At 63.6% G+C, this 21,541-nt stretch carries 18 protein-coding genes and 1 pseudogene; 5 read left to right on the top strand and 14 right to left on the bottom strand.

The window, feature by feature from the left end; all coding sequences use genetic code 11:
• Nucleotides 1-42 precede the first annotated feature (42 nt).
• The 4 genes from DMP03_RS01660 to DMP03_RS01645 are packed head-to-tail and all read right to left on the bottom strand — an operon-like array spanning nucleotide 43 to nucleotide 4,283.
• The gene (locus tag DMP03_RS01660) at nucleotides 43-1,740 is read right to left on the bottom strand and encodes a type II secretion system F family protein (RefSeq protein WP_152118996.1); all 1,698 of its coding nucleotides are present in this window, start codon (nucleotides 1,738-1,740) and stop codon (nucleotides 43-45) included.
• On the bottom strand, nucleotides 1,737-3,497 hold the full coding sequence (locus DMP03_RS01655) for an ATPase, T2SS/T4P/T4SS family (protein WP_152118995.1): 1,761 nt from the start codon (nucleotides 3,495-3,497) through the stop codon (nucleotides 1,737-1,739). Before DMP03_RS01655 ends, DMP03_RS01660 begins: the two co-directional genes overlap by 4 nt.
• 1 nt (nucleotide 3,498) lies before the next feature.
• Nucleotides 3,499-3,933, bottom strand: coding sequence for a DUF7311 family protein (locus tag DMP03_RS01650; RefSeq protein ID WP_152118994.1), 435 nt, complete (start codon nucleotides 3,931-3,933; stop codon nucleotides 3,499-3,501).
• Nucleotides 3,930-4,283 carry a DUF7310 family coiled-coil domain-containing protein gene (locus DMP03_RS01645; RefSeq protein WP_152118993.1) on the bottom strand — a complete coding sequence of 118 codons (354 nt, stop codon included), beginning with the start codon at nucleotides 4,281-4,283 and terminating at the stop codon, nucleotides 3,930-3,932. Before DMP03_RS01645 ends, DMP03_RS01650 begins: the two co-directional genes overlap by 4 nt.
• A gap of 285 nt (nucleotides 4,284-4,568) precedes the next feature.
• On the opposite strand from DMP03_RS01645, the pseudogene DMP03_RS01640 reads away from it, so the two are divergent.
• Nucleotides 4,569-4,913: pseudogene (locus DMP03_RS01640) on the top strand (RNA-guided endonuclease TnpB family protein); the annotation flags it as partial.
• 274 nt (nucleotides 4,914-5,187) lie between these two features.
• Here the strand turns inward: DMP03_RS01640 and DMP03_RS01630 are convergent.
• The 4 genes from DMP03_RS01630 to DMP03_RS01615 form a co-directional block, all read right to left on the bottom strand.
• Nucleotides 5,188-6,045, bottom strand: a complete 858-nt coding sequence (locus DMP03_RS01630) for a carbohydrate ABC transporter permease (RefSeq protein WP_225870746.1) — start codon at nucleotides 6,043-6,045, stop codon at nucleotides 5,188-5,190.
• A 1-nt stretch (nucleotide 6,046) separates the two neighbouring features.
• Nucleotides 6,047-6,949: a carbohydrate ABC transporter permease gene (locus DMP03_RS01625; protein WP_152118992.1), complete on the bottom strand. Its 903-nt coding sequence runs from the start codon at nucleotides 6,947-6,949 to the stop codon at nucleotides 6,047-6,049.
• Nucleotides 6,950-8,377 carry an extracellular solute-binding protein gene (locus DMP03_RS01620; protein WP_207105362.1) on the bottom strand — a complete coding sequence of 476 codons (1,428 nt, stop codon included), beginning with the start codon at nucleotides 8,375-8,377 and terminating at the stop codon, nucleotides 6,950-6,952.
• Between the two features lie 99 nt (nucleotides 8,378-8,476).
• Entirely contained in the window at nucleotides 8,477-9,604 is a 1,128-nt protein-coding gene (locus DMP03_RS01615; RefSeq protein ID WP_152118990.1) for an ABC transporter ATP-binding protein, read from the bottom strand.
• A gap of 263 nt (nucleotides 9,605-9,867) precedes the next feature.
• Between DMP03_RS01615 and DMP03_RS01610 the strand changes: the two genes are divergently transcribed.
• Both DMP03_RS01610 and DMP03_RS01605 read left to right on the top strand, forming a co-directional pair.
• Complete coding sequence (locus DMP03_RS01610; protein ID WP_152118989.1) at nucleotides 9,868-10,548, top strand: glycerophosphodiester phosphodiesterase; 681 nt, start codon at nucleotides 9,868-9,870, stop codon at nucleotides 10,546-10,548.
• A gap of 149 nt (nucleotides 10,549-10,697) precedes the next feature.
• On the top strand, nucleotides 10,698-11,771 hold the full coding sequence (locus DMP03_RS01605) for a tubulin/FtsZ family protein (protein ID WP_152118988.1): 1,074 nt from the start codon (nucleotides 10,698-10,700) through the stop codon (nucleotides 11,769-11,771).
• Between the two features lie 162 nt (nucleotides 11,772-11,933).
• Here the strand turns inward: DMP03_RS01605 and DMP03_RS01600 are convergent, their stop codons facing one another.
• Both DMP03_RS01600 and DMP03_RS14745 read right to left on the bottom strand, forming a co-directional pair.
• Nucleotides 11,934-13,277 (bottom strand): alkaline phosphatase family protein, encoded by a 1,344-nt coding sequence (locus DMP03_RS01600; protein ID WP_152118987.1) that lies wholly within the window; start codon nucleotides 13,275-13,277, stop codon nucleotides 11,934-11,936.
• Between the two features lie 114 nt (nucleotides 13,278-13,391).
• Nucleotides 13,392-13,517 carry a hypothetical protein gene (locus tag DMP03_RS14745; RefSeq protein ID WP_263969975.1) on the bottom strand — a complete coding sequence of 42 codons (126 nt, stop codon included), beginning with the start codon at nucleotides 13,515-13,517 and terminating at the stop codon, nucleotides 13,392-13,394.
• A gap of 191 nt (nucleotides 13,518-13,708) precedes the next feature.
• Here DMP03_RS14745 and DMP03_RS01595 point away from each other — a divergent pair, with 191 nt between their 5' ends.
• Nucleotides 13,709-14,299 (top strand): hypothetical protein, encoded by a 591-nt coding sequence (locus DMP03_RS01595; RefSeq protein ID WP_152118986.1) that lies wholly within the window; start codon nucleotides 13,709-13,711, stop codon nucleotides 14,297-14,299.
• Here DMP03_RS01595 and gatB read toward each other — a convergent pair whose 3' ends face one another.
• Together gatB and DMP03_RS01585 are read right to left on the bottom strand one after the other, a co-directional pair.
• Nucleotides 14,300-15,784 carry an Asp-tRNA(Asn)/Glu-tRNA(Gln) amidotransferase subunit GatB gene (gene gatB, locus DMP03_RS01590; RefSeq protein WP_152118985.1) on the bottom strand — a complete coding sequence of 495 codons (1,485 nt, stop codon included), beginning with the start codon at nucleotides 15,782-15,784 and terminating at the stop codon, nucleotides 14,300-14,302.
• A 150-nt stretch (nucleotides 15,785-15,934) separates the two neighbouring features.
• Nucleotides 15,935-17,209, bottom strand: coding sequence for an RNA-guided endonuclease InsQ/TnpB family protein (locus tag DMP03_RS01585; protein ID WP_152118984.1), 1,275 nt, complete (start codon nucleotides 17,207-17,209; stop codon nucleotides 15,935-15,937).
• A gap of 174 nt (nucleotides 17,210-17,383) precedes the next feature.
• Between DMP03_RS01585 and DMP03_RS01580 the strand changes: the two genes are divergently transcribed.
• The gene (locus DMP03_RS01580; protein WP_152118983.1) at nucleotides 17,384-19,441 is read left to right on the top strand and encodes an AMP-binding protein; all 2,058 of its coding nucleotides are present in this window, start codon (nucleotides 17,384-17,386) and stop codon (nucleotides 19,439-19,441) included.
• Here the strand turns inward: DMP03_RS01580 and DMP03_RS01575 are convergent.
• Both DMP03_RS01575 and DMP03_RS01570 read right to left on the bottom strand, forming a co-directional pair.
• Nucleotides 19,438-20,664, bottom strand: a complete 1,227-nt coding sequence (locus DMP03_RS01575; protein ID WP_152118982.1) for an MFS transporter — start codon at nucleotides 20,662-20,664, stop codon at nucleotides 19,438-19,440. The genes DMP03_RS01580 and DMP03_RS01575 overlap by 4 nt on opposite strands.
• Before the next feature lie 39 nt (nucleotides 20,665-20,703).
• Entirely contained in the window at nucleotides 20,704-21,417 is a 714-nt protein-coding gene (locus DMP03_RS01570; RefSeq protein ID WP_152118981.1) for an acetyl-CoA synthetase, read from the bottom strand.
• Nucleotides 21,418-21,541 lie beyond the last annotated feature (124 nt).

The following is a 21,541-nucleotide window of genomic DNA, read 5'->3' as shown; positions in this document are numbered from 1 at the left end:
GCCGGGTGGGCCCGGCTTCGGATATAAACATCAGTGGCGGTATCAGACGAGGAGTCCGCCGGCGACGGCCGAAACGAGATACGTCGTCGTCGCGGCCACGAGGGCGAGACCGACGCGGTAGCCGACGACGGAGCGGTCGAAGCCGCGCTCCAGTCCGGTCGCGAGGGCGGTCAAGACGACCGCGAGCAGGAGGACGTAGACGCCGACGGCGAGTGCGAGACCGGCTTGAGGAATCGCCTCGCCGAGCTGTGAGCCGCTGACGCGGCCGGCGAGCGCGACCGTCACGCCGCCGACGAGGGGACCGAACAGCGCCGCCGTGTTGCCCATCGTTCCCGTGGCGTGGCGAATCGACTGTCGGGTCTCTTCTTCGACGCGGGCGAGCGTGGCGAGGTGCTCACCGGCCGCGGCGAGCGACGGACCGGCCGGCTGGCCGGCACGAGCCGCGGCGACGAACAGCCGAGCGACATCCGTGACGCGCCGACTCGGTACCGTCGCGAGGGGCGTTCGCTCGCCACACAGCGCCGTCTCGATGCCGACACCGAGGGTTGCCCCCTGTCGGTTCGCCCGCGCGAAGGTCGCACTCGCCGGCGAGTCGAGCGTCTCGTGGGTCGCGTCGATAGCCCGCTCGACTGGGTCGCCGTCCCGCACCCGGCGACCGACGCCGTAGAGCACGTCCGCAAGTCCGGCGTCGACAGCGGCAGTCTCGGCTCGAAGCTGCCGGTAGGGCCGATAGTGGACGATGAGTCCCGTCCCGAGACCGAAGCCGACGGCTGCCAGTGGCGGTGCCCACGCCGGAAGCAGAAGCGGGGCGACGACAGCAGCGGTACCAGCGACAGCGGCCCCGGTCGCGAGTGCGCACCACGGCCCACCGGGGACAGCAGGATGGGTGGCCGGTATCCGCGTCGGCGGGAAGGTGACCGGCCGCTTCGTCGTGAGCCACATTCCGGCAGCGAGCAGTCCGACTGGGAGCACGAGGTCGTAGACGACTACCACGGCGGGAAGCGAGATGGGGAGACCGGCGACGCTGGCGGCCGGAAGGGCGGCAACGAACGCCAACGGGAGGAGAACGCCGAAGGCGTAGACGGCAGTGACCGGCCCGCGGAGACCGGCAGCGTCCTCGGCAGCCTGTTCGCGCACCCCATCGAGGACGGCATCGAGCGCCCGCTCGATTGCCTGTGGTCGGTCGGCGGCGCTCGTTCGGCTCGCGTCGGCGAGCAGGCGAATCCCGCGCTGGAGTGGCAGAAATGACCCCCATCGTTCGAGAAAGTCGTCGACGCCGGCGGTACCGGTCGCGCGGCCGCGCCGGACTGAGGCCGCGAGCGCCCGGTCGAGGGTCGTCGCCGGATTCGCAGCGGCGACCGCAGTAGCTGCCTCCAGCGTCGGCTCCACGCGAAGCCGCATCGCGGCACGACACACCAGCCACGGCGCACCGCCGAAGGCTCGCCGCCTGACCACGGTCGCAACGACGGGTGGGAGCCGAGTGGCCGCCACGATGACGGTTGTGGCGAGCGCGAGAGTCACGACCAACGCGGGCGGGCGCATTCGCGACGGCACGAGCAGCGTCGCGGCGAGACCGGCGGCGAGCAGAACGAGCGCCGCACCGTCGCCGGCTCGACGCCACATCTCCGCGTCAGAATCGATGGCGAGCAGGTCGAGCGCGACCGACAGGTCGGAGTCCGAATCCGGAGTGAACGTTCGGGGTGAGAGCCTCGCCAACTGCGGGAGCACGGAAAGAGTCATCGAAACGCCGCCGCGCGGGTGTCGACCGCCTCGCGCACATCGCCGTAGGTCTCGCCCGGACGGGCGAGGGACGCGACGACGGCGCTGTTTCCGCGGTCGACACGCCCCGTTTTCGTCGGGTCGAACAGCCGGGCGAAGGCGGGCGAATCACGACCCACCACCTCGGACACGTCCGCGACGCGTCGCCCGTCGCTCCGGTCGAGTGTCACCACGAGGTCGGTGTCCGCGAAGGCGGTCGGCGCGACGCCGAGGTCAGTGGTGACGCGCTCGCGCACCGTCTCCGGACTCTCCCCGTGAATCGTTCCGAGGGTCGTCCCGTCCGCGCCGACACGCATCGCCTCATAGAGCGCGACCGCCTCTTCGCCGCGCACCTCACCGACGGCGATTGCGCCCTCGCCGAGTCGGAGCGCGGTTCGGAGTGCCTCCGTCGGTCCCACTCCCGTACCGTCGCGCTCGACGTGGAGACGCTGACAGTCACGCCCGGACGCGCGCAGCGACCCGACCGGGAGCTCGGGGGTATCCTCGACGACGACGGTCCGGGTGCCGGGGGCGAGTTCACCGAGGAGCGCGCCGAGCAGGGTCGTCTTCCCGACACCGCGCCCGCCGGCGACGAGGATGGACGCACTTCGTTCGACGGCGACGGAGAGCAGGCCGGCGACCGACGGCGTGAGGGTGTCGTTCGCGACGAGGTCGGCGAGCCGAAATCGGTCGCAGCTGTCGGCGCGGAAGGTAAAACCCGTCCCGTCGCTCACGGGGTCGGTGACGCCCGCCACCCGGACGGAACGACCGGCGACGGTGACGGAGGCATCGAGCGTCGGACTCGCGCGAGAGAACGCCCGCCCGCTCTCGCGACGGAACTGCGAGGCGAGCGCGTCGGCGGTCTGTGGCGTGAGCACGACGTTCGACCGGACGGTCCGTCCGTCGCGTTCGAGTCTCACGGGCGATTTTTCCACCGGCGCGGAGGCGAACACGTCGGAGACCGCGGCGTCGGCAAAGATGTCCGAAAGGACGCCCAGCCCTCGAGTGTGTTTGTCCAAGACGCCGGTGAGCGTCTCGACCGGCTGATCTTCGCTCGCCACGGCCCTGACGGCGCGGCCGGCGGCCCGCTGGCCGGCGAGCGCATCGCTCACGAGTCGTTCGGCGGCCGCGTCGAGGGCCGTCGTGGCGGCCTCCTCGAGCGTGAGTTCGACCGGCGTGAGATGATACGTCAGCAGGTCCGCGTCCGGGGCGTCGTACAGTCGGACGGTCGCCCCGGTGTCGAGTTCGTATCGCTCGCGGAGTCGTGCGTCGGGCGGCGGACGCGCGACGACTCGCTCGGTCGCGATTGCCGGTGCGACCTGTGGTCGGAACAGCGTCTCGTACCCCTCGGCGGCGCTCGCACACTCGGTGAAGCCGGTCTCGGCGGCGATGGTGGCGACGGGACCGGCGCGGCCGGCGGCGAGGCGCGCGGCGTCGAGTGGGTCCACGAGCGCACGGTCCGCGAGCGCCTCGTCGTGAAACCCGGCGCGGGCGACGAACCGCCCGGCAGCGACGAGCAGCGGCATCGCCGTCTCGTACCGGCGTTCGAGCCCGGCCGTACGGACGACCACGAGGTCGGCGTCGCGGTCACGGAGCGCGCCGACGGCAGTGGCCCGACAGTCGGATTCGGTAGCCAGTTCGCCGTCGCCGGGACAGTCACTCGCGTCGAGTCGGAGCGTGTCGTCCACGAACCGGCACACGCAGCCACAGCCGTCCTCGTCGTCGCCGAAGTCGAGCATATCAGCCGGTGGCCCCGGCATCCGACTTGAATCTCCGGAGCCGAATCCTGACCGCACTGTCGGCGCGAACGAGTCGCAGTCGGACGCAGTGGCGTCCTTCGGTGAGTCGGAGCGAGCCGTCGAAGGAGAGGTCGGTCTCGACGCGGCCCGCGCCGGTCCCGTGTTTCCACCGGAGCGACTCGTTTCTCGGGCCGACCCCGAGCCGGATAGTAGTCCCCGCCGGCACCCGGAACGTGTGGAGTCGCACCGCACCCGGTTGCCCGGGTCGGGTGGCGTCGTTGTGCCTCCGGAATCGGCCCGTGGCGTCTCGAAAGTCGGTGAGTTCGTCCTGTGCGAGCGTGGCTGCTCGCTCGGAGCGCGCGGTCTCGGCGGCCGGCAGCCCGACACCAAGGAGCGCAGCGGTGAGCAGGACAGCCACGACGAGTCGAACAATCACGGAGTGAGCGCCCGAAGCCGAGCGAACAGCCGCGACACTGCGGACGTAGTTCGGGTCGGCGTCGATGACGCAGGCTCGCGGGTCTGTTCGCGAGCAAGCGCAAGCGCGCGTTCGGCCACGCGTTCGGTCTCTCGGCCCACACGCTGGGCGTCGTCGACGTGTGCCCGGACGGCTGTCACTTCGCCTTCGGTGTCGGCAAGTCGCGTTTCGAGCGCGTCGAGTCGGGACTCGACGATGGTGAGTCGCTGCTGGATGTCAGCTTCCTCGGCGAGTGCGCCGGGAGCAGTCTCGGAGTCGGTGAGCGTGCGTTCAACGGCGGCGAGTCGGTCAGAGAGCATGTCGGTGGTCACGCCGTCGGTGGTCGCGCGCTGGTATTTGAATCTTGAGCAGACGAAGCGTTCCGTCCGGACGGACGGTCACACGATTGGCCGCGTTCTTCCGGCGAGGAGCGAGAACGAAGGCGAATTCCGGCTTCAGCGTAATTCAAGGTGGAGCCTCCGGCCTCAAGCAGCGACCGAAGCGTAGCGAAGGGAGCGAGTAGGCCGGAGAGGAAACCGACATGGTACGACACAAACGGCGCACTCCGACCGGCTGACTCCCGGACATTCAAGTACCGTAAAGCACTCTCTGAAGTCATGGAGGTGCGTCGAACTGCCGTCGTGAAACTCAACCTTTCCGACGAGCAACGTGATGCACTCCACCGAACCACCGACCAATACCTGTACTGCGCGAACCGAACCGCCGACTACTCTTGGTCCGACACCTCCTACACCGAGTGCAAGACCAACAAGCGAGAGGTTCGTGACGCGCTCTACTCCGAACTTCGAGAGGAGACGGACCTACAGGCACAGCTCGTCCAAGCCGCCATCAAACGCGCCGTCGAAGCCGTCAAAGGCGTTATCGAACGGTGGAAGAAGGGACAGCGAATCTCTTGCCCTACGTTCACCGCCGAGACGATGGACTACGACGCGCGGAGCGCCGAGGAAGTAGGGTGGGGTAGTTTACATATCGGGTAGCAACCGGAGATCGGTGCGTCGTCTCTCCGGGTCAGGTCACCCCAGCACGGCTCAAGCGGTTCGGGAGATACTCGCTGGAGACGGCGTTGCGGGCGGTGACGAGCGGGTCGACCACCTGACTGCTTTCGAACCCGCTGACGAGACTCGCAAAGAGCCACGAAAGGGCCGCGTAATCAGGTACACGACGAATCAGCCCAGTTGCGTCGCGGAGAAATGAAAACAGAGCGTTTCCTCGCCGTTACTCGCCACCACCCAGCGTCGAGAGGAGATATCGGCGGGCGACGAGTAACACGATGAGGGGCGGAATCAACACGAGAATGCCGGCAGCCATGACGAGGTTCCACTGGACGAAGCCCTCTGCACCGGTCCCCTGGATGTACCGCAGGCCGACCTGAGCGACCTGGTTCGTGCGGTCAATAATCGCGACAAGCGGCCACAGATACGCGTTCCACGTCGAGATGAACATGATTGCCGTGACGCCAGCAATCATCCCCTTCGACATCGGGATGAGGACGTTTATCAAGAATTGGATCGGACCGATTCCGTCCAGCTTGGCTGTCTCAACGACCGATGCAGGGATTGAGCGGAACTGCTGTCGGAATAAGAAGACGGCTGTCGCACTGGCGATGAACGGCGAGGTAAGTCCCGCAAAGGAATTGAGCCAGCCGATATCGGCCATTAGTTGATACAGCGGGACAATTCGGACGGGGAGCGGCATCAGGAGCGTAAACAGAATTGCATAGAAGATGAGCGACTGAAACCGGAAGTCGTAGTACACCAGTGCTGTCGCAGCGAGCAGCGAAAAAACAAGTTTCCCGACGATAACGACGGTCGCCATCACAAACGAGTTCCACATATACTGTCCGAAGTTGTACTCAAACAGTACCGTGGTGTAGTTCTCGACGAGTGCAGACCCCGGGAAGACGTTCGTGATTTGGTACACAGCGTTCGTTGTTTGTGTACTGTACACTGCAGCCAGTGCAATTGGCAAAATCAGTACCGAGATGATGAGCCAGAGTGCTGCGTGAGTCGCCAGTTGGCTGTCACCGGTCGTCGTCAACAGCCGCTCGTTGACGGTGTCTGGGACGATCGACACGTCAGGCACCCCCGTAGTACGCGTAGCGGTCAGTGACACGTAACTGAACGTACATCAACACGGCAACGAATCCAAACAGGACGATAGACTGTGCGGAGGCGTAGCCGAATCGCTGGTTCAGGAAGGCGTCCTGGTACAGATTGAACATCAACACGTTTGTGGCATTGCTCGGACCACCGCTTGTCATCAGGTCGATAAGGGCAAAGCCACCGAAGAACGCTCCAATCGTCTGGATAACGATCAGAAACACGAGCACAGGCGAAATGAGGGGGACGTAGATGCGAAACAGCCGCTGGAACCGTCCAATCCCATCTAGCTTGGCTGCATCCGTAATTGAGTCGGGGACTTGGTTGAATGCGGCTGTCATGAAGATGATACTGTAGCCCAACCCCTGCCAGACGGCAGCAATAATGACAGCCACTAGGGCGAGGGCCCCGTTTGTTTGCCACGCAAATTGGAAGCCGGTCAGCACTTCAATCGCCCACGTGACGACCCCAATACGAGGATTGATAAGAAAATCAAGCACGATGCCGGCGACAGCGATTGGCATCGCATATGGCCAGATTGCGGCCACTAAGTAGAGATTAGTGAACCGGTTGGCCTCGTGGATGAGAAACGAGATGATGAGAGAGAGAAACAGCGAGGCAGTTACCGTGGCTGCAGTGAACAGTACGGTGACGACCAAGCTGTTTCGGTACGCTCCGGACTCGAACAACTGTACGTAGTTTTGTAGCCCGACCCACTCACCACTACCGAGCACTCGCAGCTGATAGAAGCTCAGTTGCACCGTTTCGAGAAACGGATAATAGAGGAAGACGGCGATGAGCGCGAGGGTGGGCAGTAGCAGTGCCGCTGCCTGCCAGTTACTCGTGAACACCTGTAGTCGAGAGTGTTGCTCGGTCATCTACTCAGAACGTGGATCAGCGTCGCTTGCCCGCGCCAACACGTCGTCGACGTTCGATTTCGTCGACGACACGACATCTTCGACGCTGTTTCCGCCGTAGAGCCGATCTAATCCGTTGACAATCTCGGTCCGCACCTCACCGTGGTCGTAGGTGAATGCGCCGGCTGTTGCAGGCGTCTCCGGTCGACTCGCGAACTGCTCGAAGGCACGACGGAACTGTGGGGATTCCTCGTAGAACCCCTGCTCTTCTGCAATCGTGATCGCCTCTCGGCTCAGCGGATAGTAGCCAGTCGACATGTGCCACTCTGCTTGCTGTTCAGGCTGTGACAACCAGAGCATGAGTTCCGCGGCCGCTTTCAGCTTTGCCCCGTCGATTCCGGTTGGCACGAACAGTGCGCCGCCACCGATAATAGGCCCCTCCCGTCCATCGGTCGTCGCTGACGGCACGGTTCCGACACCGTGCTCAAAGCCGGCCTCTCGTGCGCCACCCGAGAGGGCAGCCAGTGCGGCTGATGAGTCCATCTGCACTGCCACCTGTCCGCTGAGGAATGCCTGTCTAGCCTCGCTCCAGTCAGCCGACAGCTGATACCGGTTCGACTCGTACATGCTGCTGTTCCACTCGTACATACGTCGGGCCGCGTCAGAATCGAAGTACGACGCCGTCGCAGGACTCGCTCGGCCGTTCTCATTGTTGACGACGTTCTGTCCCTGCGTCGCGAAGAACGTCTCGTAAAACCAGCCGATCTGTGGCCACGTGACACCGCTGCTCATCTCGGTCTCGGCCATCACGGCATCAGCAGCGGTCTGCCAGTCGTCAAACGTGGTTAGTTCGACATCGTCTGGGTGTGAAGCCAGCCCGGCTTGCTCAAATGCAGAGCGATTGTAACTGCACGCGACCGTCGAGACACCGAACGGAAGCCCCAACAGCGTGTCGTCGATGACGTAGTAGTTGCTAACTGCGCTGACGAAGTTGCTCCGGTCAATCTCTGGCCCGATAAGGTCCTCAGCCGGAATCACGACGTCTTCCGCCCATGCCGGGAGGGTACTCACTGCATTGAGATGGACGATTCCCGGTGGACTCCCGGCAGTCTGTGCTTGTTGCGTCTGGTTCCAGACCTCATTGTAGTTCCCCTGATTCGATACTGACACCGTAATCGAATCGCTCTGTTCGTTGAATCGGTCAACGATACCTTGGACGAGATCTTCAGCGCCGATCGAAATCCAAAACTCCAGTTCAACGTTTTCGCTCGCCTCGCGGTTGCCGAGGTTCTCGAAGTTGATTTGCTGGGCAGCGTTGCCACCGCCAGTTCCACCACCGAGGCTGGAACAACCTGCCATCCCGGCGAGACCGACTGTTGCCGCCAGTCCAGTGGTTTTCAGTACGGAGCGCCGTGACTGTTGTGCATCCATCACACTGGTGAAGAGCAATCTATCATTTAGACCGTTTATATTTTATATACTTCGTCAGAGATAGGCGTCTGATCAGTATGACGTCTCAGGACGGATATATACTACTCAATCCGTCTGTCAGACCGTCTGTACCATCTTCTCGGCCGCGTGAGCAAGTGTATCGCCGTCGCTATCAAACAGGTGCAGTCGGGTCGGGTCAACCACGACGCGGATAGTGTCGCCTGCAGTGACATTGGGCCGCTGGCTGGTGCGAATGCGAATCCGTTCGTTCGCCACGGTTCCATGCAGTACCACTGAATCACCAAGCGTCTCGTGGAGCGTCACGGTCATCTCGACTGGACCAGCGAAGGAGTCGTCTTCCGTTTCCTGTGCAAGATAGAGGTCCTCTGGGCGAACCCCGAGCACTGCGTTGTCGGTTGCTGGTAACGATGTCTCGTTCGGGGTCGGGAACGGACTGGTGAGGTGTCGTTGAAGCGTAGTCACTGTTGGGCGGCTCCGACCCTCAACGTCCACCGGTAAGAAGTTCATCTGTGGTGAGCCGATGAACTCAGCAACGAACCGGCTTGCTGGCTCGTCGTACAGTACTTGTGGTGACTCCACCTGCTCAATCTCACCGTCGTTCATCACTGCAACGCGGTCGCCGAGCGTCATCGCCTCCGTCTGGTCGTGGGTGACGTAGATGGTTGTCGTACCGATCCGCTCGTGTAACTGCGTCAGCTCTGCACGCATCTGATCGCGGAGCTTCGCGTCAAGATTCGACAATGGCTCGTCAAGCAGGAACACGTCTGGTTCACGGAGTAACGCTCGCCCCATTGCAACGCGCTGTTTCTCACCTCCGGACAGTGCATCTGGTGTCCGATCCAACAGATCGCCAATGCCCAGCGTCTCACCAACATCCTGCACGGCCTGCTCAATTTCGTCGTCACTCATTGAGACGTGTGAGTCCAGTCCGAACGTCATGTTTCGCCGTGCCGTCATATGGGGATACAGCGCGTAATCTTGGAACACCATCGCGACGCCGCGGTCTTTCGGTTCAACGTTCGTAACGCGGTTATCTCCGATACTGATGTCCCCTGACGTCTGTGATTCAAGTCCGGAAATCGTTCGCAAGAGCGTACTCTTTCCACAGCCGCTCGGTCCAACAAGGACGAGGAACTCTCCATCCGGCACCGACAGTGAAATGTCGTTTACCGCAACGGTCTCGCCGAACTCTTTCTGGAGCGACTCCAGTTCTATGCGTGCCATCACTCACCCACCCGCGCTAATTGACCCACGGTCATGTTCGAATCATAAATCGGACGTGGCATTCAGCGAATTATTTCACTGCAACTTCTAATCTGCTTATAATAGTTCTCAGTTACTCACAATACCACTCTGAGAGCTGTATATTGACGCTTACTTCCCGTCGTTAACGAACTACCACGGAACGATTCGACAGAGGGCACGGCTATATGCAATATATATCAGCTAACCGACTAATTCATATATCTGCCGCGATATTGGCTGCTATGGAGATTGTTGCCCACCGAGGCTACGGGGATGTGTATCCAGAGAACACGTTGGCGGCGTTTGAACAGGCCGCAGAGACAGCCGACTGGATTGAGTTGGACGTTCGACCGTGTCGTACCGGTGAGCTCGTCGTGTTTCACGACGAGTGGTTGGGTCGGCTAACCGATGCCACCGGTCGCGTGGTGAACGCAAGCTGGGATGAGTTGCAGACACTGGAGGTTTTAGACTCTGGAGAACGGATTCCGCGGTTAGACGAGGCACTCCAGACGATTCCAGCGGACACTGGCGTCGAAATCGAACTGAAAGAGTGGGGACTCGTCGAGGATGTGCTGGATGCTGTCGATACGATTGACAACCCAGTAACGATTATCTCGTTTAGCCCACTTGCACTCCACGCCGTCGCGGAGGCGACAACGGAGATACCGCTTGGCCATGTCCTCTATCATGGACTGTACGAAGATGCGCCAGTGCTTGGATTAGACACCGCAGCACATCTTGGCTGTAATACTGTTCACCTGTTCCACTCGATGGGAGCCGATGCAGACGTAGTCGAGACAGCGCACGACCGCGGGCTCGTTGTCCAGACAGCAACACCCGAAGAAGGGCCGACACCAGAGGTACTTGAAGAGTATCGCGATATCGGCATCGACCGAATCAGCACTGACCGACCAATCGAGTAGGAAACGACTCATCTACTCTGTATGCTTCAGTCACTCCGTTAATCATGGACTGTCGTTGGGCCAAGGAAGTGCGTCCGCTCCAAAGAAATGAGGGCAGCGTATCGGGTGACCGGGACAACACTAATTGTGCGACACGTTGAGTATATCACATGAAAGTCGCCCTTATCGGCGTGGGTCAAGCCGGCGGCAAGCTGGCCGAAGCCCTCTCGCGTGACCCGCTGGCGGCCGATTCGGTCGTCAGTTCGCTCGCGATCAACAGCGCGCGAGCGGACCTCTCCTCCATCGGTCTCGACACCCTCCTCGTCGGCGCGGAGCGCGTCAACGGCCACGGCGTCGGCGGCGACAACGACCTCGGTGCGACGGTGATGCGAGACGACACCAACGAGGTCATCGACGCCGTATCGGGCCGCGTCGGCTCCGACTGCGAGGCCATCATCATCACTGCCGGCCTCGGTGGCGGTACCGGGTCGGGCGGTGCGCCCGTGCTCGCCCACGAACTCAAGCGCGTCTACGACGTGCCCGTCTACGTGCTCGGCGTGCTCCCCGGCCGCGACGAGGGGGCGCTGTATCAGCGTAACGCCGGGCGGTCGCTGAAGACGCTAGCGCGGGAGGCCGACGCGACCATCCTCGTCGACAACGACGCGTGGCGACAGGCCGGTGAGTCGATGGACGAGGGGTACGCGGCCGTCAACGAGAAGATCGCCCAGCGCGTCGGCCTGCTGCTCGCGGCCGGCGAGTTCGACCCAGCGAACGTCGCCGCCGAGTCCGTCGTCGACAGCTCCGAAATTATCAACACGCTCCGGGAGGGGTCGCTCGCGGCCATCGGCTACGCATCTGCCGAGAGTAGCCCCGACGCCGACGCGAACCTCAACACCATCACCTCCGTCGTACGGAACGCCTTACTCACGGGAACGAGTCTCCCGGATGCGACCACGGCCGAAAGCGGGCTGCTCATCGTCGCCGGACGGGCAGACCGCATCAACCGCAAGGGCGTCGAGTCGGCCCAGACGTGGCTGGAGGACGAACTCGGGTCGATGCAGGTGCGCGGGGGTGATTATCCGCTCGACTCCGAGCGGCTGGCCGGGCTCGTCCTGCTGGGTGGCGTCGAACGGTCCGAGCGCGTGCAGGCGTTCCTCGACCAAGCCAGCGAGGCGAGCGTTGCGGAGGAGACGCCCGACGCCACGGAGTCGCTGGTGAACGATGACCTCGACGACCTGTTTTGAGCAGGCGCTGGCGGGTCGTTGACGAGCGAGTTCGACGCCCACAGGTCACCGGAGCCGACGGGGATGAAACCCATCCCCGTTCGACTCACGTCGAGGGCACCACGTCGGGAAAACCCCGACACGTCGGAGTTAGAGTAGTGTGAGTAATACTTTTCGACCGCGTTAGACGAGCGACGCGCCGTCCAGTTCCGTGCGGTCGGTCTCCATCTCCAGCAGGTCCAGGATAGTCGGCGTGATGTCGAACAGGTCCACGTCGTCGATGCGGGCGCGGTCGTCGTCGACGAACAGACAGGCGTTCTCGAAGGAGTGCATCCCGTTGCGCGGTCCGGTCGTGAACACCTCGTCGTTGCCCGCGAAGCCGGCCTTCAGGTCGTAACCGTGGGTCGGAATCACGGTCAGGTCGGGGGCGATATCGTCGTGTGGGCCACGGTAGGCGTCTTCCTTCGTGACGACACGCTGGGCGACCGGCTCGCCGGTCGGCCCCTCCAGCTCCTCGATGGCCTTTCTTAATTCCGCGCGAACGTCTTCGTACTCCGACTCGGGGACGGAGCCGCGCGGCTCGCGGCCCTCCAGGTTCAGATACAACCGCCCGGGGATGAACGAGTAGGCACGCGCCTCCTCGCTGATGTCGGCCAGCGAGTCGTGGTCGTCGGTCTGATACGAGAGCCACCCCTCGTCCTCGAGCCACGTGTTGAGGTTCACCTCGTAGCGTTCGGTGGTGAAGCCGTGGTCGCTGGCGACGAGCATCGTCACGTCCTCGGGAAGCTGCGAGCGCAGCTTGCCGAGATACTCGTCCACCTGCTCGTAGAACTCTAGGAACTCTTCTTTGTACTCGCCGTCCTGCTCGTAGTCGCCAAACAGGAAGTGGTTGACCCGGTCGGTCGTCATGAAGACGCCGAAAAAGAGGTCCCAGTCGTCCTTCTTGACGTACTTCGAGAACGCCTCGTAGCGGGCGTCGAGCGTGGCGTAGGCGTTCTCGATGAACTCCGTCTTGTCGGCTTGGTGGCCGAGCTTCGCGTTCGTGTCGATGCGGTAGTTGGAGTTCTGGAGGTCGTCCCGCAGCTCGTCGGGGTAGGCGGCCTTCTCGACACCCGGCGAGAGGAATCCCGAGACCATCCGCTGGACGTTGCGCTGTGGCGGAAACGTCACGGGGACATTCATCACGGTCGCGTCGCGGCCGGCGTCGGTCACGCGGTCCCAGACGCGGGTCGCCTGCACGTCACGCCCCATCGGGACGTAAGTGTCGTAGCTTCCCACTTCGCGGTCCTGGAAGCCGTAGACGCCCGTCGTTCCCGGATTGACGCCGGTCGTGAGCGACGGCCAGCAGGCCGACGACTCCGGCGGGACGATGGAGTCGATTGCACCGCCGGCACCGTCGTTGGCGAGGTCGGTCAGATTCGGAAACCGGCTGGGGTTATCGGCGATGAGACTGTACGGCACACCGTCGATACCGAAGAAAGCGACACGCGGACCACCGTCGCCGCGTAGTCGGTCGAACAAGCCCATACGCCCGGTGGACGCTCTACTCACAAGAAGTTTCGTTTCACGCGAAGACCGACTGGGTCTCCGCGGTCGTGGCAGACACTGCACGTACCGACAGCAGCCACCCACCCCGACCCGTCAGTCGTCGTAACAGGTCGGTCCCTGTGTGACGGACGCGTCCGGCTGTTCGTCCGGCTCTCTCGTGTCGTGTGGAACGACCGTCGGATGACGGATTCCGAACGTCGCGCCCTTCTTTGCTGCCATAGCTACCTGTGACTAGGAGCACTCACACCGATAAACCCACCCATAATCATGACAAATCCGGCGAGAGCAGGTGATTATCACGGCGCATGTCCAATACTGCCGTGCATGCTGAGCCGCCAGCAATACCTGCCGGGAATACTGACGACGCGGCCAATCGCGCCGTTCTTGGTCGTTTGCCCCGACTAGTCGGTATGAACGCGCGAACAGTCCGCGGCCTCCAGTTCGCGACGATACAACTCGTGGGAATCGTCGCGGTCATCCACATCGTCGTGGGGGTAGAGGTGCTCGTCTCGCTCGTCGCGAACGGGCTTGTCGGCCAGTATCTCGGCGAGTACGCCGTCCAGCGACCCCGGCCACTGCTGTTCGTGCCGTCGGGCCTCGCGATTCTCGCCGGCCTCGTGCTCGCCGGTCGGGGCACCGTCGACCGCCGGACGGCCTACCAGCTCGGCATCCTCGCGATGGGTGCGTACCTGCTCGGTTGGCTCGGCTGGCACACCGTGTTAAACCACGGGTTCGCGCTCACCGGCGAGGCTCCGCCGACGAGCAGCCACGACGCCGGCGGCATCGTCGCCGTCGTGCTCGCACACATCATCGACCCGGTTGCCGAGACGTTCCGGAGTGCGGCCAGCGGGCAGGGGTCGGTCCGGACGCTGTTCGGTATCGTTGCCGTCGCGCTCGAGCTGCTCGTTGTCGGGCTGCTCGCCGTGTTACTCAGATACGACCCCGGCGCACAGGAGGGTGGAATCAACTTCGGGCTGACCCTCAGCCCGCCCGACCGGTAACTACGGCAGCTCGTCTCGCAGAATCTCGTTGACTGTTCCCGGGTCCGCGGAGCCGCCCGTCTTCCCCATCACCTGGCCGACGAGGAAGTTGATTGCGCCGTCGTCGCCGGCTTCGTAGTCGGCCACGGCCTCGGGGTTCTCCTCGATTGCCGCACGGACGGCCTCGACAACGGCGTCGTCGTCGGTCTTCCCGAGGTCCTCCTCCTCGACGATTGTATCGGGGTCGAGCCCGTCATCGAGCATCCGTCGGAGCACCGTCTCCTCGGCGTTTTTCGTCGTGATTGCCTCGTCCGCGACGAGGGCGATAAGGTGTTCGAACTCGTCGATGCGGTCGCTCACGTCGGCAATCGCCATGTCGCGGTAGTTGAGTTCGCCGAGCAGATTGTCGGCCACCCACGTCGCCGCGAGGTCGGCGTCAAAGCGGTCGGCCACGTCCTCGAACAGGTCGGCGACGGCCTTCCGTGAGGTGAGCTTCGAGGCGGCCTCCGCCGAGAGGTCATACTCGCGCTGGAAGCGGTCGCGTCTCGCGTCCGGGAGTTCGGGAATCGAAATCTCGTCTTTCCAGCCGGAGACGCGCAGCGGCGGCAGGTCGGCCTCGCGGAAGTAGCGGTAATCCTTCTCTTCTTCCTTCGAGCGCATCGAGACCGTAATTCCCCGCGACTCGTCCCAGTGGCGGGTCTCCTGTTCGACCTCGCGACCGCGGCGAATCGCGTTCTTCTGGCGCGTCTCCTCGTAGGCGAGCGCCTTCTGGGCACCCTTGTGTGAGGAGATGTTCTTCACCTCGGTGCGGTTGGCGGCCTCCAGTGTCTCCTGTGGAATCGAGCCGTCGTCGTCGATTTCCTCGCGCTCGACAATCGAGAGATTCGCGTCGATACGCAGCGAGCCGTCACGCGTGGAGTCGAAGACGCCGAGATACTCGAGTACCTCCTCCAGTTTCGCGAGGAACGAGCGCACCTCCTCGGCACCGCGGAACTCCGGGGCGGTGACAATCTCCATCAGGGGCGTACCCGCGCGGTTGTAGTTGACGAGCGTGTAGTCGGCCGTGTCGATGGAGCCGCCGGCGTGTTGGAGGCTGCCGGGGTCCTCTTCGAGGTGGGCGCGGTCGATGGTGACGGCTCGCTCGTCGCCGTCGACGCGGAAGGGGAGGGTGCCGTCTGCACAGATTGGCGCGTCGTACTGCGTAATCTGGAAGTTCTTCGGCAGGTCGGGGTAGTAGTAGTTCTTCCGGTGGAAGCGGGTCTCCTCGGGGATGTCGGCGTCGATGGCCTTCCCGATTTTGACGGCGGCCTCGACGGCTCCCTCGTTGAGCACGGGCAGCGCACCGGGGAGCCCGAGACAGGTCGGGCAGGTCCGTGTGTTCGGCTCCTCGCCCTCGGCGGCGTCGGTCGAACAGCTACAGAAAATCTTCGTCGCCGTCTCCAACTGGACGTGGACCTCCAGCCCGATGACGGCCGAAAGCTCCTGCTGGGCGGTCTGTGCGGTCATTACGGTATGGTTCGGGGCCGGCGAGTAAAGCATAACGGAGCACCGTTCACGACGAGTCGCCGACTCATCGTTACCGCCCACCCGAACGCGGTTGACATCCTCCCCGCTCTGAAGCGCGAGGATTCCCGACCGCCGTTGGGATATTGTGGTTTACGACGAATCCTGTTCTCGCGATGCAAAGCATCCGCTCTCTGAATCGAACAGGTACGTCGATGGCTGTGCCAACCAGCCGTTACTCCTATCCTCTCCATCAGGACTCGGAGATACTTTCTGCCGAATGTTCTCAGCACCGTTCACGTCCGCGTTCGCTACCGTCCCGCACTCATCGCAGACGTACAGTCCACGCTCAACACGGTTTGCGTCATGCTTCCGACCACAGCACGAACACGACTTCGACGTATCCCGCTCAGATACCTGTTCGACCGTGATACCGTCCATCTCGGCCTTGTACGTGAGGAGGTCTGTGAAGCGGTCGAATGCCCACGAATGCAGGTCAAGGTTGCCGTGCTTGCCCCAGTTCTTCGACTCGTCGTTCTCCTCGTCCTCGCGGATACCGGCGAGGTCGCCAACCACAATCGTTCCAACACCCTCATTAACACACTGCTGGACGATGTGTTTGGAGAGCGTGTGGAAGTAGTGGGTGCGGCGAGCAGACTTCTTCTGATTCAGCCGCGTGGCCTGCTTGGAGTCCGGATCGTCACAGTGAGCGATTTGTTTGCTGAAGTAGTAGTCGTCCTGCTTCAAGCAATTGAGCGGGTACAACTCGCTGTGGCCGTCTTCGTAGGCGAGTGCGGCGAAGTTGTTGATGCCGAGGTCAACGCCCACGGTCTTCTCACCGGGTGCTTCAGCGACTTCTATCTCGACTTTGCAGACGAAGTGTAGTTCCCACTCGCCACCAGTCCAGACGGTTCTGACTTGTTGAACGCTCTCTACGGTGGAGAGGTCAACGTCGGGACGAGTCTGATATTCGCAGAGTACGAAATCAGACCAATACTCCTTGAGGTTCGATCCTTTCGAGAGTCGGACTCGCTCGTACTCGGTGTCGAGTTTGAAGCCTTTCTGCTTGAACGTGACCGTGCTTCGCGGGTGGTTGTCGCCGTGTTTGCGGTACGTTGGCGGGTTGGCTCGCGTGTCTCCGTTGCGTCGTTTGCCGTACCAGCCGTTGAACGCTTCAGCGAGTTCTTGCAGGACTCGCTGACTTGACTGCGAATGCAGGTCATCATACCGTTCGTGGCTCTTGAGATACGAGGTGAGTTCGTTGTGACTGGGAATGTGGCCGATTTCAGACCATACACGGTCGCAAACCCACCGTCCGACGTTCCAGAGTTTCGAGGCTGAGAACCCAAGCGAATCGAGGTCGTCAGACACCCGTTGCTGGTTCTGTATGGACGCAGTGTAGGTGCGAGTAACGACCTGTTTCGCCATACATAACCTATATCAATAATATTATTTAATGGTTCAGATTAACGTGGAATATCCTGCCGAGCGTTTGAACGGTGAGGTGTGAAGCATAGGGACGGATTCATCTCCGCCCTGAAGAGCGGAGCTTCCTCCTCAATTCTCAGTAACCATTATTCCGGGGCGGACAGATACCCGGGTATGAGCAACGACGAGACAACACTTGCAGACCTCGACACCATCGTCCACGAACCCGACGACGAATTCGTCGAGTCGACCAACGTCTACGACTTCATGCAGACGTACGGCATCGACGACTACGACGAACTCGTCGAGCGCACGACGACCGAGGTGGCGGGGGAGCCCGACAGCGGCATCGAGTGGTTCTGGGAGGAACTCCCCGACTATCTCGACATCGATTGGCAGCGCGAGCCCGACGCCACCCGCGACAACAGCGACGGCCCGCAGTTCACCGACTGGTACCCCGGCGGCAAACTCAACATCGCCCACAACACCGTCGACCGCCACGCCGCCCGCGACAGCGAGCGGCGCAACAAGGTCGCCTGCATCTGGGAGGGCGAGGACGGCGAGACGCGCGAGCTGACCTACCACGAGCTGTACCGGCGGTCGAATCAGGTGGCGAACTACCTCGACAGCGTCGGCATCGAGGGAGGCGATACTGTCGCGCTGTACATGCCGATGACGCCGGAAATCATCGCCATCCTCTACGGCTGTTTCAAGATCGGCGCGATTGCCGTCCCGATCTTCTCGGGCTTTGGCGTCGACGCGACCGCAACTCGCATCGAGGATCCCGAGGTAGACGTGCTGTTCACCGCCGACGGCTTCTCGCGGCGCGGCTCCCGCATCGGGCTGAAGGACAGCGCCGACGACGCGCTCGCACAGGCCGACACCAGCGTATCGAACGTCGTCGTCTACCGCCGGTTCGAGGACAGCGAGCCGTCGATGACCGGCGAGCGCGACCGCTTCTGGACCGAGGCCGTCGAGACGCAGGATGACGAGTTCGACACCCGGACGCTCGATGCGAGCGCGGAGTCCATGCTCCTGTATTCGTCGGGGACGACCGGCCAGCCGAAAGGCATCGTCCACACGCAGGCGGGCGCACAGCTCCAGTGTGCCAAGGAGGTGTACTTCGGCTTCGATCTGAAGCCGAGCGACCGCTTCTTCTGGGTGAGCGACATCGGCTGGATGATGGGCCCGTGGACGCTCATCGGCACCCACACCTTCGGCGGGACGATGTTCATGTACGAGGGTGCACCGGACCACCCCCAGCCGGACCGCTTCTGGGAGATGATCGACCGCCACAACCTCACGCAGTTCGGCATCTCGCCGACCGCCATTCGGGCGCTCCGCAAGCAGGGCGACGAGTGGCTCGACGGTCACGACCTCTCGTCGCTGCGCATCCTCGGCTCGACGGGCGAGCCGTGGGACCCCGAGTCGTGGCAGTGGTTCTACGAGCACGTCGGCGACGAAGAGGCCCCGATCGTCAACATCTCCGGCGGGACCGAGATCTGTGGGTCGTTCCTGATGCCGCTCCCGATTTCGGACCTCAAGCCGTGTACGCTCGGGAAACCCGGACTGGGGATGGCAATCGACATCGTGGACGCGACCGGCGCGTCGGTGGCCAACGACCACGAGCGCGGCTATCTCGTCGCGACCGACTCCTGTCCCTCGATGACCAAGTCGCTGTGGTCGGGAGACGAGCGGTATCTCGACGAGTACTGGTCCCGGTTCGGAGACATGTGGGACCACGGCGACTGGGCACAACAGGATACGGACGGCTTCTGGTTCCTCCACGGGCGGGCCGACGACGTGCTCAACGTCTCGGGCCGGAAGGTCGGGCCCGCAGAGGTCGAGGGGGCGGCTATCGATCACGAGTCCGTGAATCAGGCCGCCGCGGTCGGCGTGCCCGACGACACCACCGGGACAGCGGTCGTGCTCTACGTCATCGTCGACGGCGGGCAGGACCCGCCGTCTGCAAGCGGGACTTCGTCCCGTCCTGTCGAGGACAGCGTCGACGAGACGGACGCGCTGCGCGAGGAGATTCGGGCGCTCATCGGCGAGGAGTTGGGCAAGCCGTTCCGCCCGCGCGAGGTGTTGTTCGTCGACGAGTTCCCGAAGACGCAGTCGGGGAAGATCATCCGTCGGGCGGTGCAGGCGACCTGCACCGGCGAGGATTTGGGCGATATGTCATCTATCGAGAATCCGGAGGCGCTCGAGGGGCTGGAGAACGCGCGTTAGGCGGTCGGCCGCGGCGCGGTTCGCCCGGCAAACACGAGACAGCCCGCCCCGAGCAGGCCAGCGACACCGGTCGCAAGGAAGACGATTGGGTAGCCGTCCGACGCGGCGACGGTCGTCGCGAGCGGTGGCGCGGTGAGCCCGGCCAGCGCGAAGGCGGTCGAAGCGACGCCGTGGAGCGTCCCGATGTTCGCGACCCCGAACAGGTCGGCGACGAGCGGCGACAGGAGTGCGCCGTTGCCGCCGTAGCCGACACCGAAGACGACGGCGACCGCAATGATACCGGCCGGGCCGCGGGCCAACGGGAGCGCGAGCAGACACGCCCCCATCAGCGTCGAGCAGGCGACGAAGACCCGGACGCGGCCGAGAGTGTCGGAGCTGTAGCCGATAGCGAGCCGGGCCAGCGCCGTCGCGAACCCGAGGGCACTGATACCCGTCACGCCAGCCCACCGAATCCCGAGCCCGTCGGCGTAGGGGACGAGATGGTTGATGAGCACGAACAGCGTGGCGTAGACCCCCGCCCACCCGAGCACGACGAGGACGAAGGGGAGCGAGAGGATGGTCTCGCTGGCCGGCGGTCCGGTGTCGGTTCCACTGCTCGGCACCCCGTCGGGAAACTCGCCCGAGCGATCGGCGTCCACGTCGCTCGGCCGGGCGAGGACGAGTGTCGCAAGCAGCAAGGCCCCGCCGAGTCCGAGCGCGAGCAGGGTGAAGGCCCGTCGCCATCCAACGGTCTGAGTGAGCCGCGAAGCGGCCGGAACGACGGCAATCAGGCCGGCTCCGAGGCCGGCGGCGGCGATTCCGTTGGCGAAGCCGCGGCGTCGTCCGAACCACGAGGGGACGCTCGCGTACGCGACCACGTAACAACAGCTCATCCCGGCCCCGGTCACGACGCCGTACGCGAGCGTGAACGCGAGGATGCTGTCGACGCGGGCCGCGAGCAAGAGCCCACCGGGCAACAGGAGCGTGCCAACGCCGAGCATGGTACGCGGCCCGAATCGGTCAAGCAGTCGTCCGAGTACCGCACCCCCGAGATACAGGGTCGCCGTCTGGACACCGAAGACGAGCGAGATTCGGGCCGGCGTGACTGGAAACGTCGCCGCGAGCGCGTCGAAGAAGACGCTGAATGAGTAGGTCAGCCCGAACAGCGCGCCCGCCGCGAGGAAACACGCGCCAGTGATGACCCACCCGTAGTAGAACTCCATCGCCGCGAGTCGTGAGCGCACGAGAGCCAGTCACACACCGCGGACAAAAAGGTTGGCTCGCTACCAGATGTCGGCGGGAAGCATCGTCGCGTCGTCCGGGCCGTCACCGATACCGAGCGTGCCGGTCGTCTCGCCGTCGGGCACGACGAGCGTCGCTCCCGCGACCAGCGGGACGAGCAGGCCGACGACGGTGCCGGCGTCGGTGAGCGGCGTCCGAATCACGACCTCGTCGTCGGCGTCGAGACCGTACTCCGTCGCGACCGCAGTCGCTGCCTCAAGCAGGTCGGCGTGACCGTAGGTCACCCCGTCAGTACGGAGCAGTGGGTCCTCGGGGGCAACCCGGTCGGGGGGGAGCGTGGGGTTCTCACTCCACACGTCACGTTCCCAGTAGGAGACGGAGGGGTCGTCTGGTTCCGCGCCGTAGCCGACGAGTCGCGTGCCGGGGCCGGTGTCAAACTCCCTGATGCGGCCGGTGGGCGCGACGAGCGCCTTCGTCCCCTCGGAGAGCGTATCGGGTTCGAACTCGACGGTTGCACCCAGGAGGCCAGCACCGAGGAAAGAGAGCACGGTCTCCGGGATGGGGTCGCCGGCAATCGCGACGGCCATCCCGCCGCGGACGCCCTCGTTGCGGAAGAACAGGCCAGACTTCCACGCGGTCGTGAGAAAGCGCCGGTAGTCGTAGCTGCGCCCGGACGGCGCGTGCAGGTGTGCGAGGCGGTCGCTCCGGCGGTCACGGGCGAGCACGTCCGCGAGCGTCTGGAACTGCTCGGACATGTGCGAAGATTGGACCGGGAGCGCGAAAAGGGGTGCGTTGGCGGGCAGCGTGGCGGGCGGCGGGCCGGTAGACGGAAAACGAAAGCAAGCCAGCAGCATACGCCGAGCGAAGCGAGGCGTTTCA

This window comes from Halosegnis rubeus (genome assembly GCF_009184545.1).
Taxonomy (GTDB): domain Archaea; phylum Halobacteriota; class Halobacteria; order Halobacteriales; family Haloarculaceae; genus Halosegnis; species Halosegnis rubeus.
Note: the sequence above shows the minus strand (reverse complement) of the source record. Positions and strands in the feature narration are given on the sequence as shown.

Coding starts and splice junctions, on each gene's coding strand:
- DMP03_RS01610 (WP_152118989.1), top strand. CDS start 9,868: ATGGAGATTGTTGCCCACCGAGGCTACGGGGATGTGTATCCAGAGAAC.
- DMP03_RS01615 (WP_152118990.1), bottom strand. CDS start 9,604: ATGGCACGCATAGAACTGGAGTCGCTCCAGAAAGAGTTCGGCGAGACC.
- DMP03_RS01605 (WP_152118988.1), top strand. CDS start 10,698: ATGAAAGTCGCCCTTATCGGCGTGGGTCAAGCCGGCGGCAAGCTGGCC.
- DMP03_RS01570 (WP_152118981.1), bottom strand. CDS start 21,417: ATGTCCGAGCAGTTCCAGACGCTCGCGGACGTGCTCGCCCGTGACCGC.
- DMP03_RS01625 (WP_152118992.1), bottom strand. CDS start 6,949: ATGACCGAGCAACACTCTCGACTACAGGTGTTCACGAGTAACTGGCAG.
- DMP03_RS01585 (WP_152118984.1), bottom strand. CDS start 17,209: ATGGCGAAACAGGTCGTTACTCGCACCTACACTGCGTCCATACAGAAC.
- DMP03_RS01600 (WP_152118987.1), bottom strand. CDS start 13,277: ATGGGCTTGTTCGACCGACTACGCGGCGACGGTGGTCCGCGTGTCGCT.
- DMP03_RS01595 (WP_152118986.1), top strand. CDS start 13,709: ATGAACGCGCGAACAGTCCGCGGCCTCCAGTTCGCGACGATACAACTC.
- DMP03_RS01655 (WP_152118995.1), bottom strand. CDS start 3,497: ATGCTCGACTTCGGCGACGACGAGGACGGCTGTGGCTGCGTGTGCCGG.
- DMP03_RS01660 (WP_152118996.1), bottom strand. CDS start 1,740: ATGACTCTTTCCGTGCTCCCGCAGTTGGCGAGGCTCTCACCCCGAACG.
- DMP03_RS14745 (WP_263969975.1), bottom strand. CDS start 13,517: ATGGCAGCAAAGAAGGGCGCGACGTTCGGAATCCGTCATCCGACGGTC.
- gatB (WP_152118985.1), bottom strand. CDS start 15,784: ATGACCGCACAGACCGCCCAGCAGGAGCTTTCGGCCGTCATCGGGCTG.
- DMP03_RS01580 (WP_152118983.1), top strand. CDS start 17,384: ATGAGCAACGACGAGACAACACTTGCAGACCTCGACACCATCGTCCAC.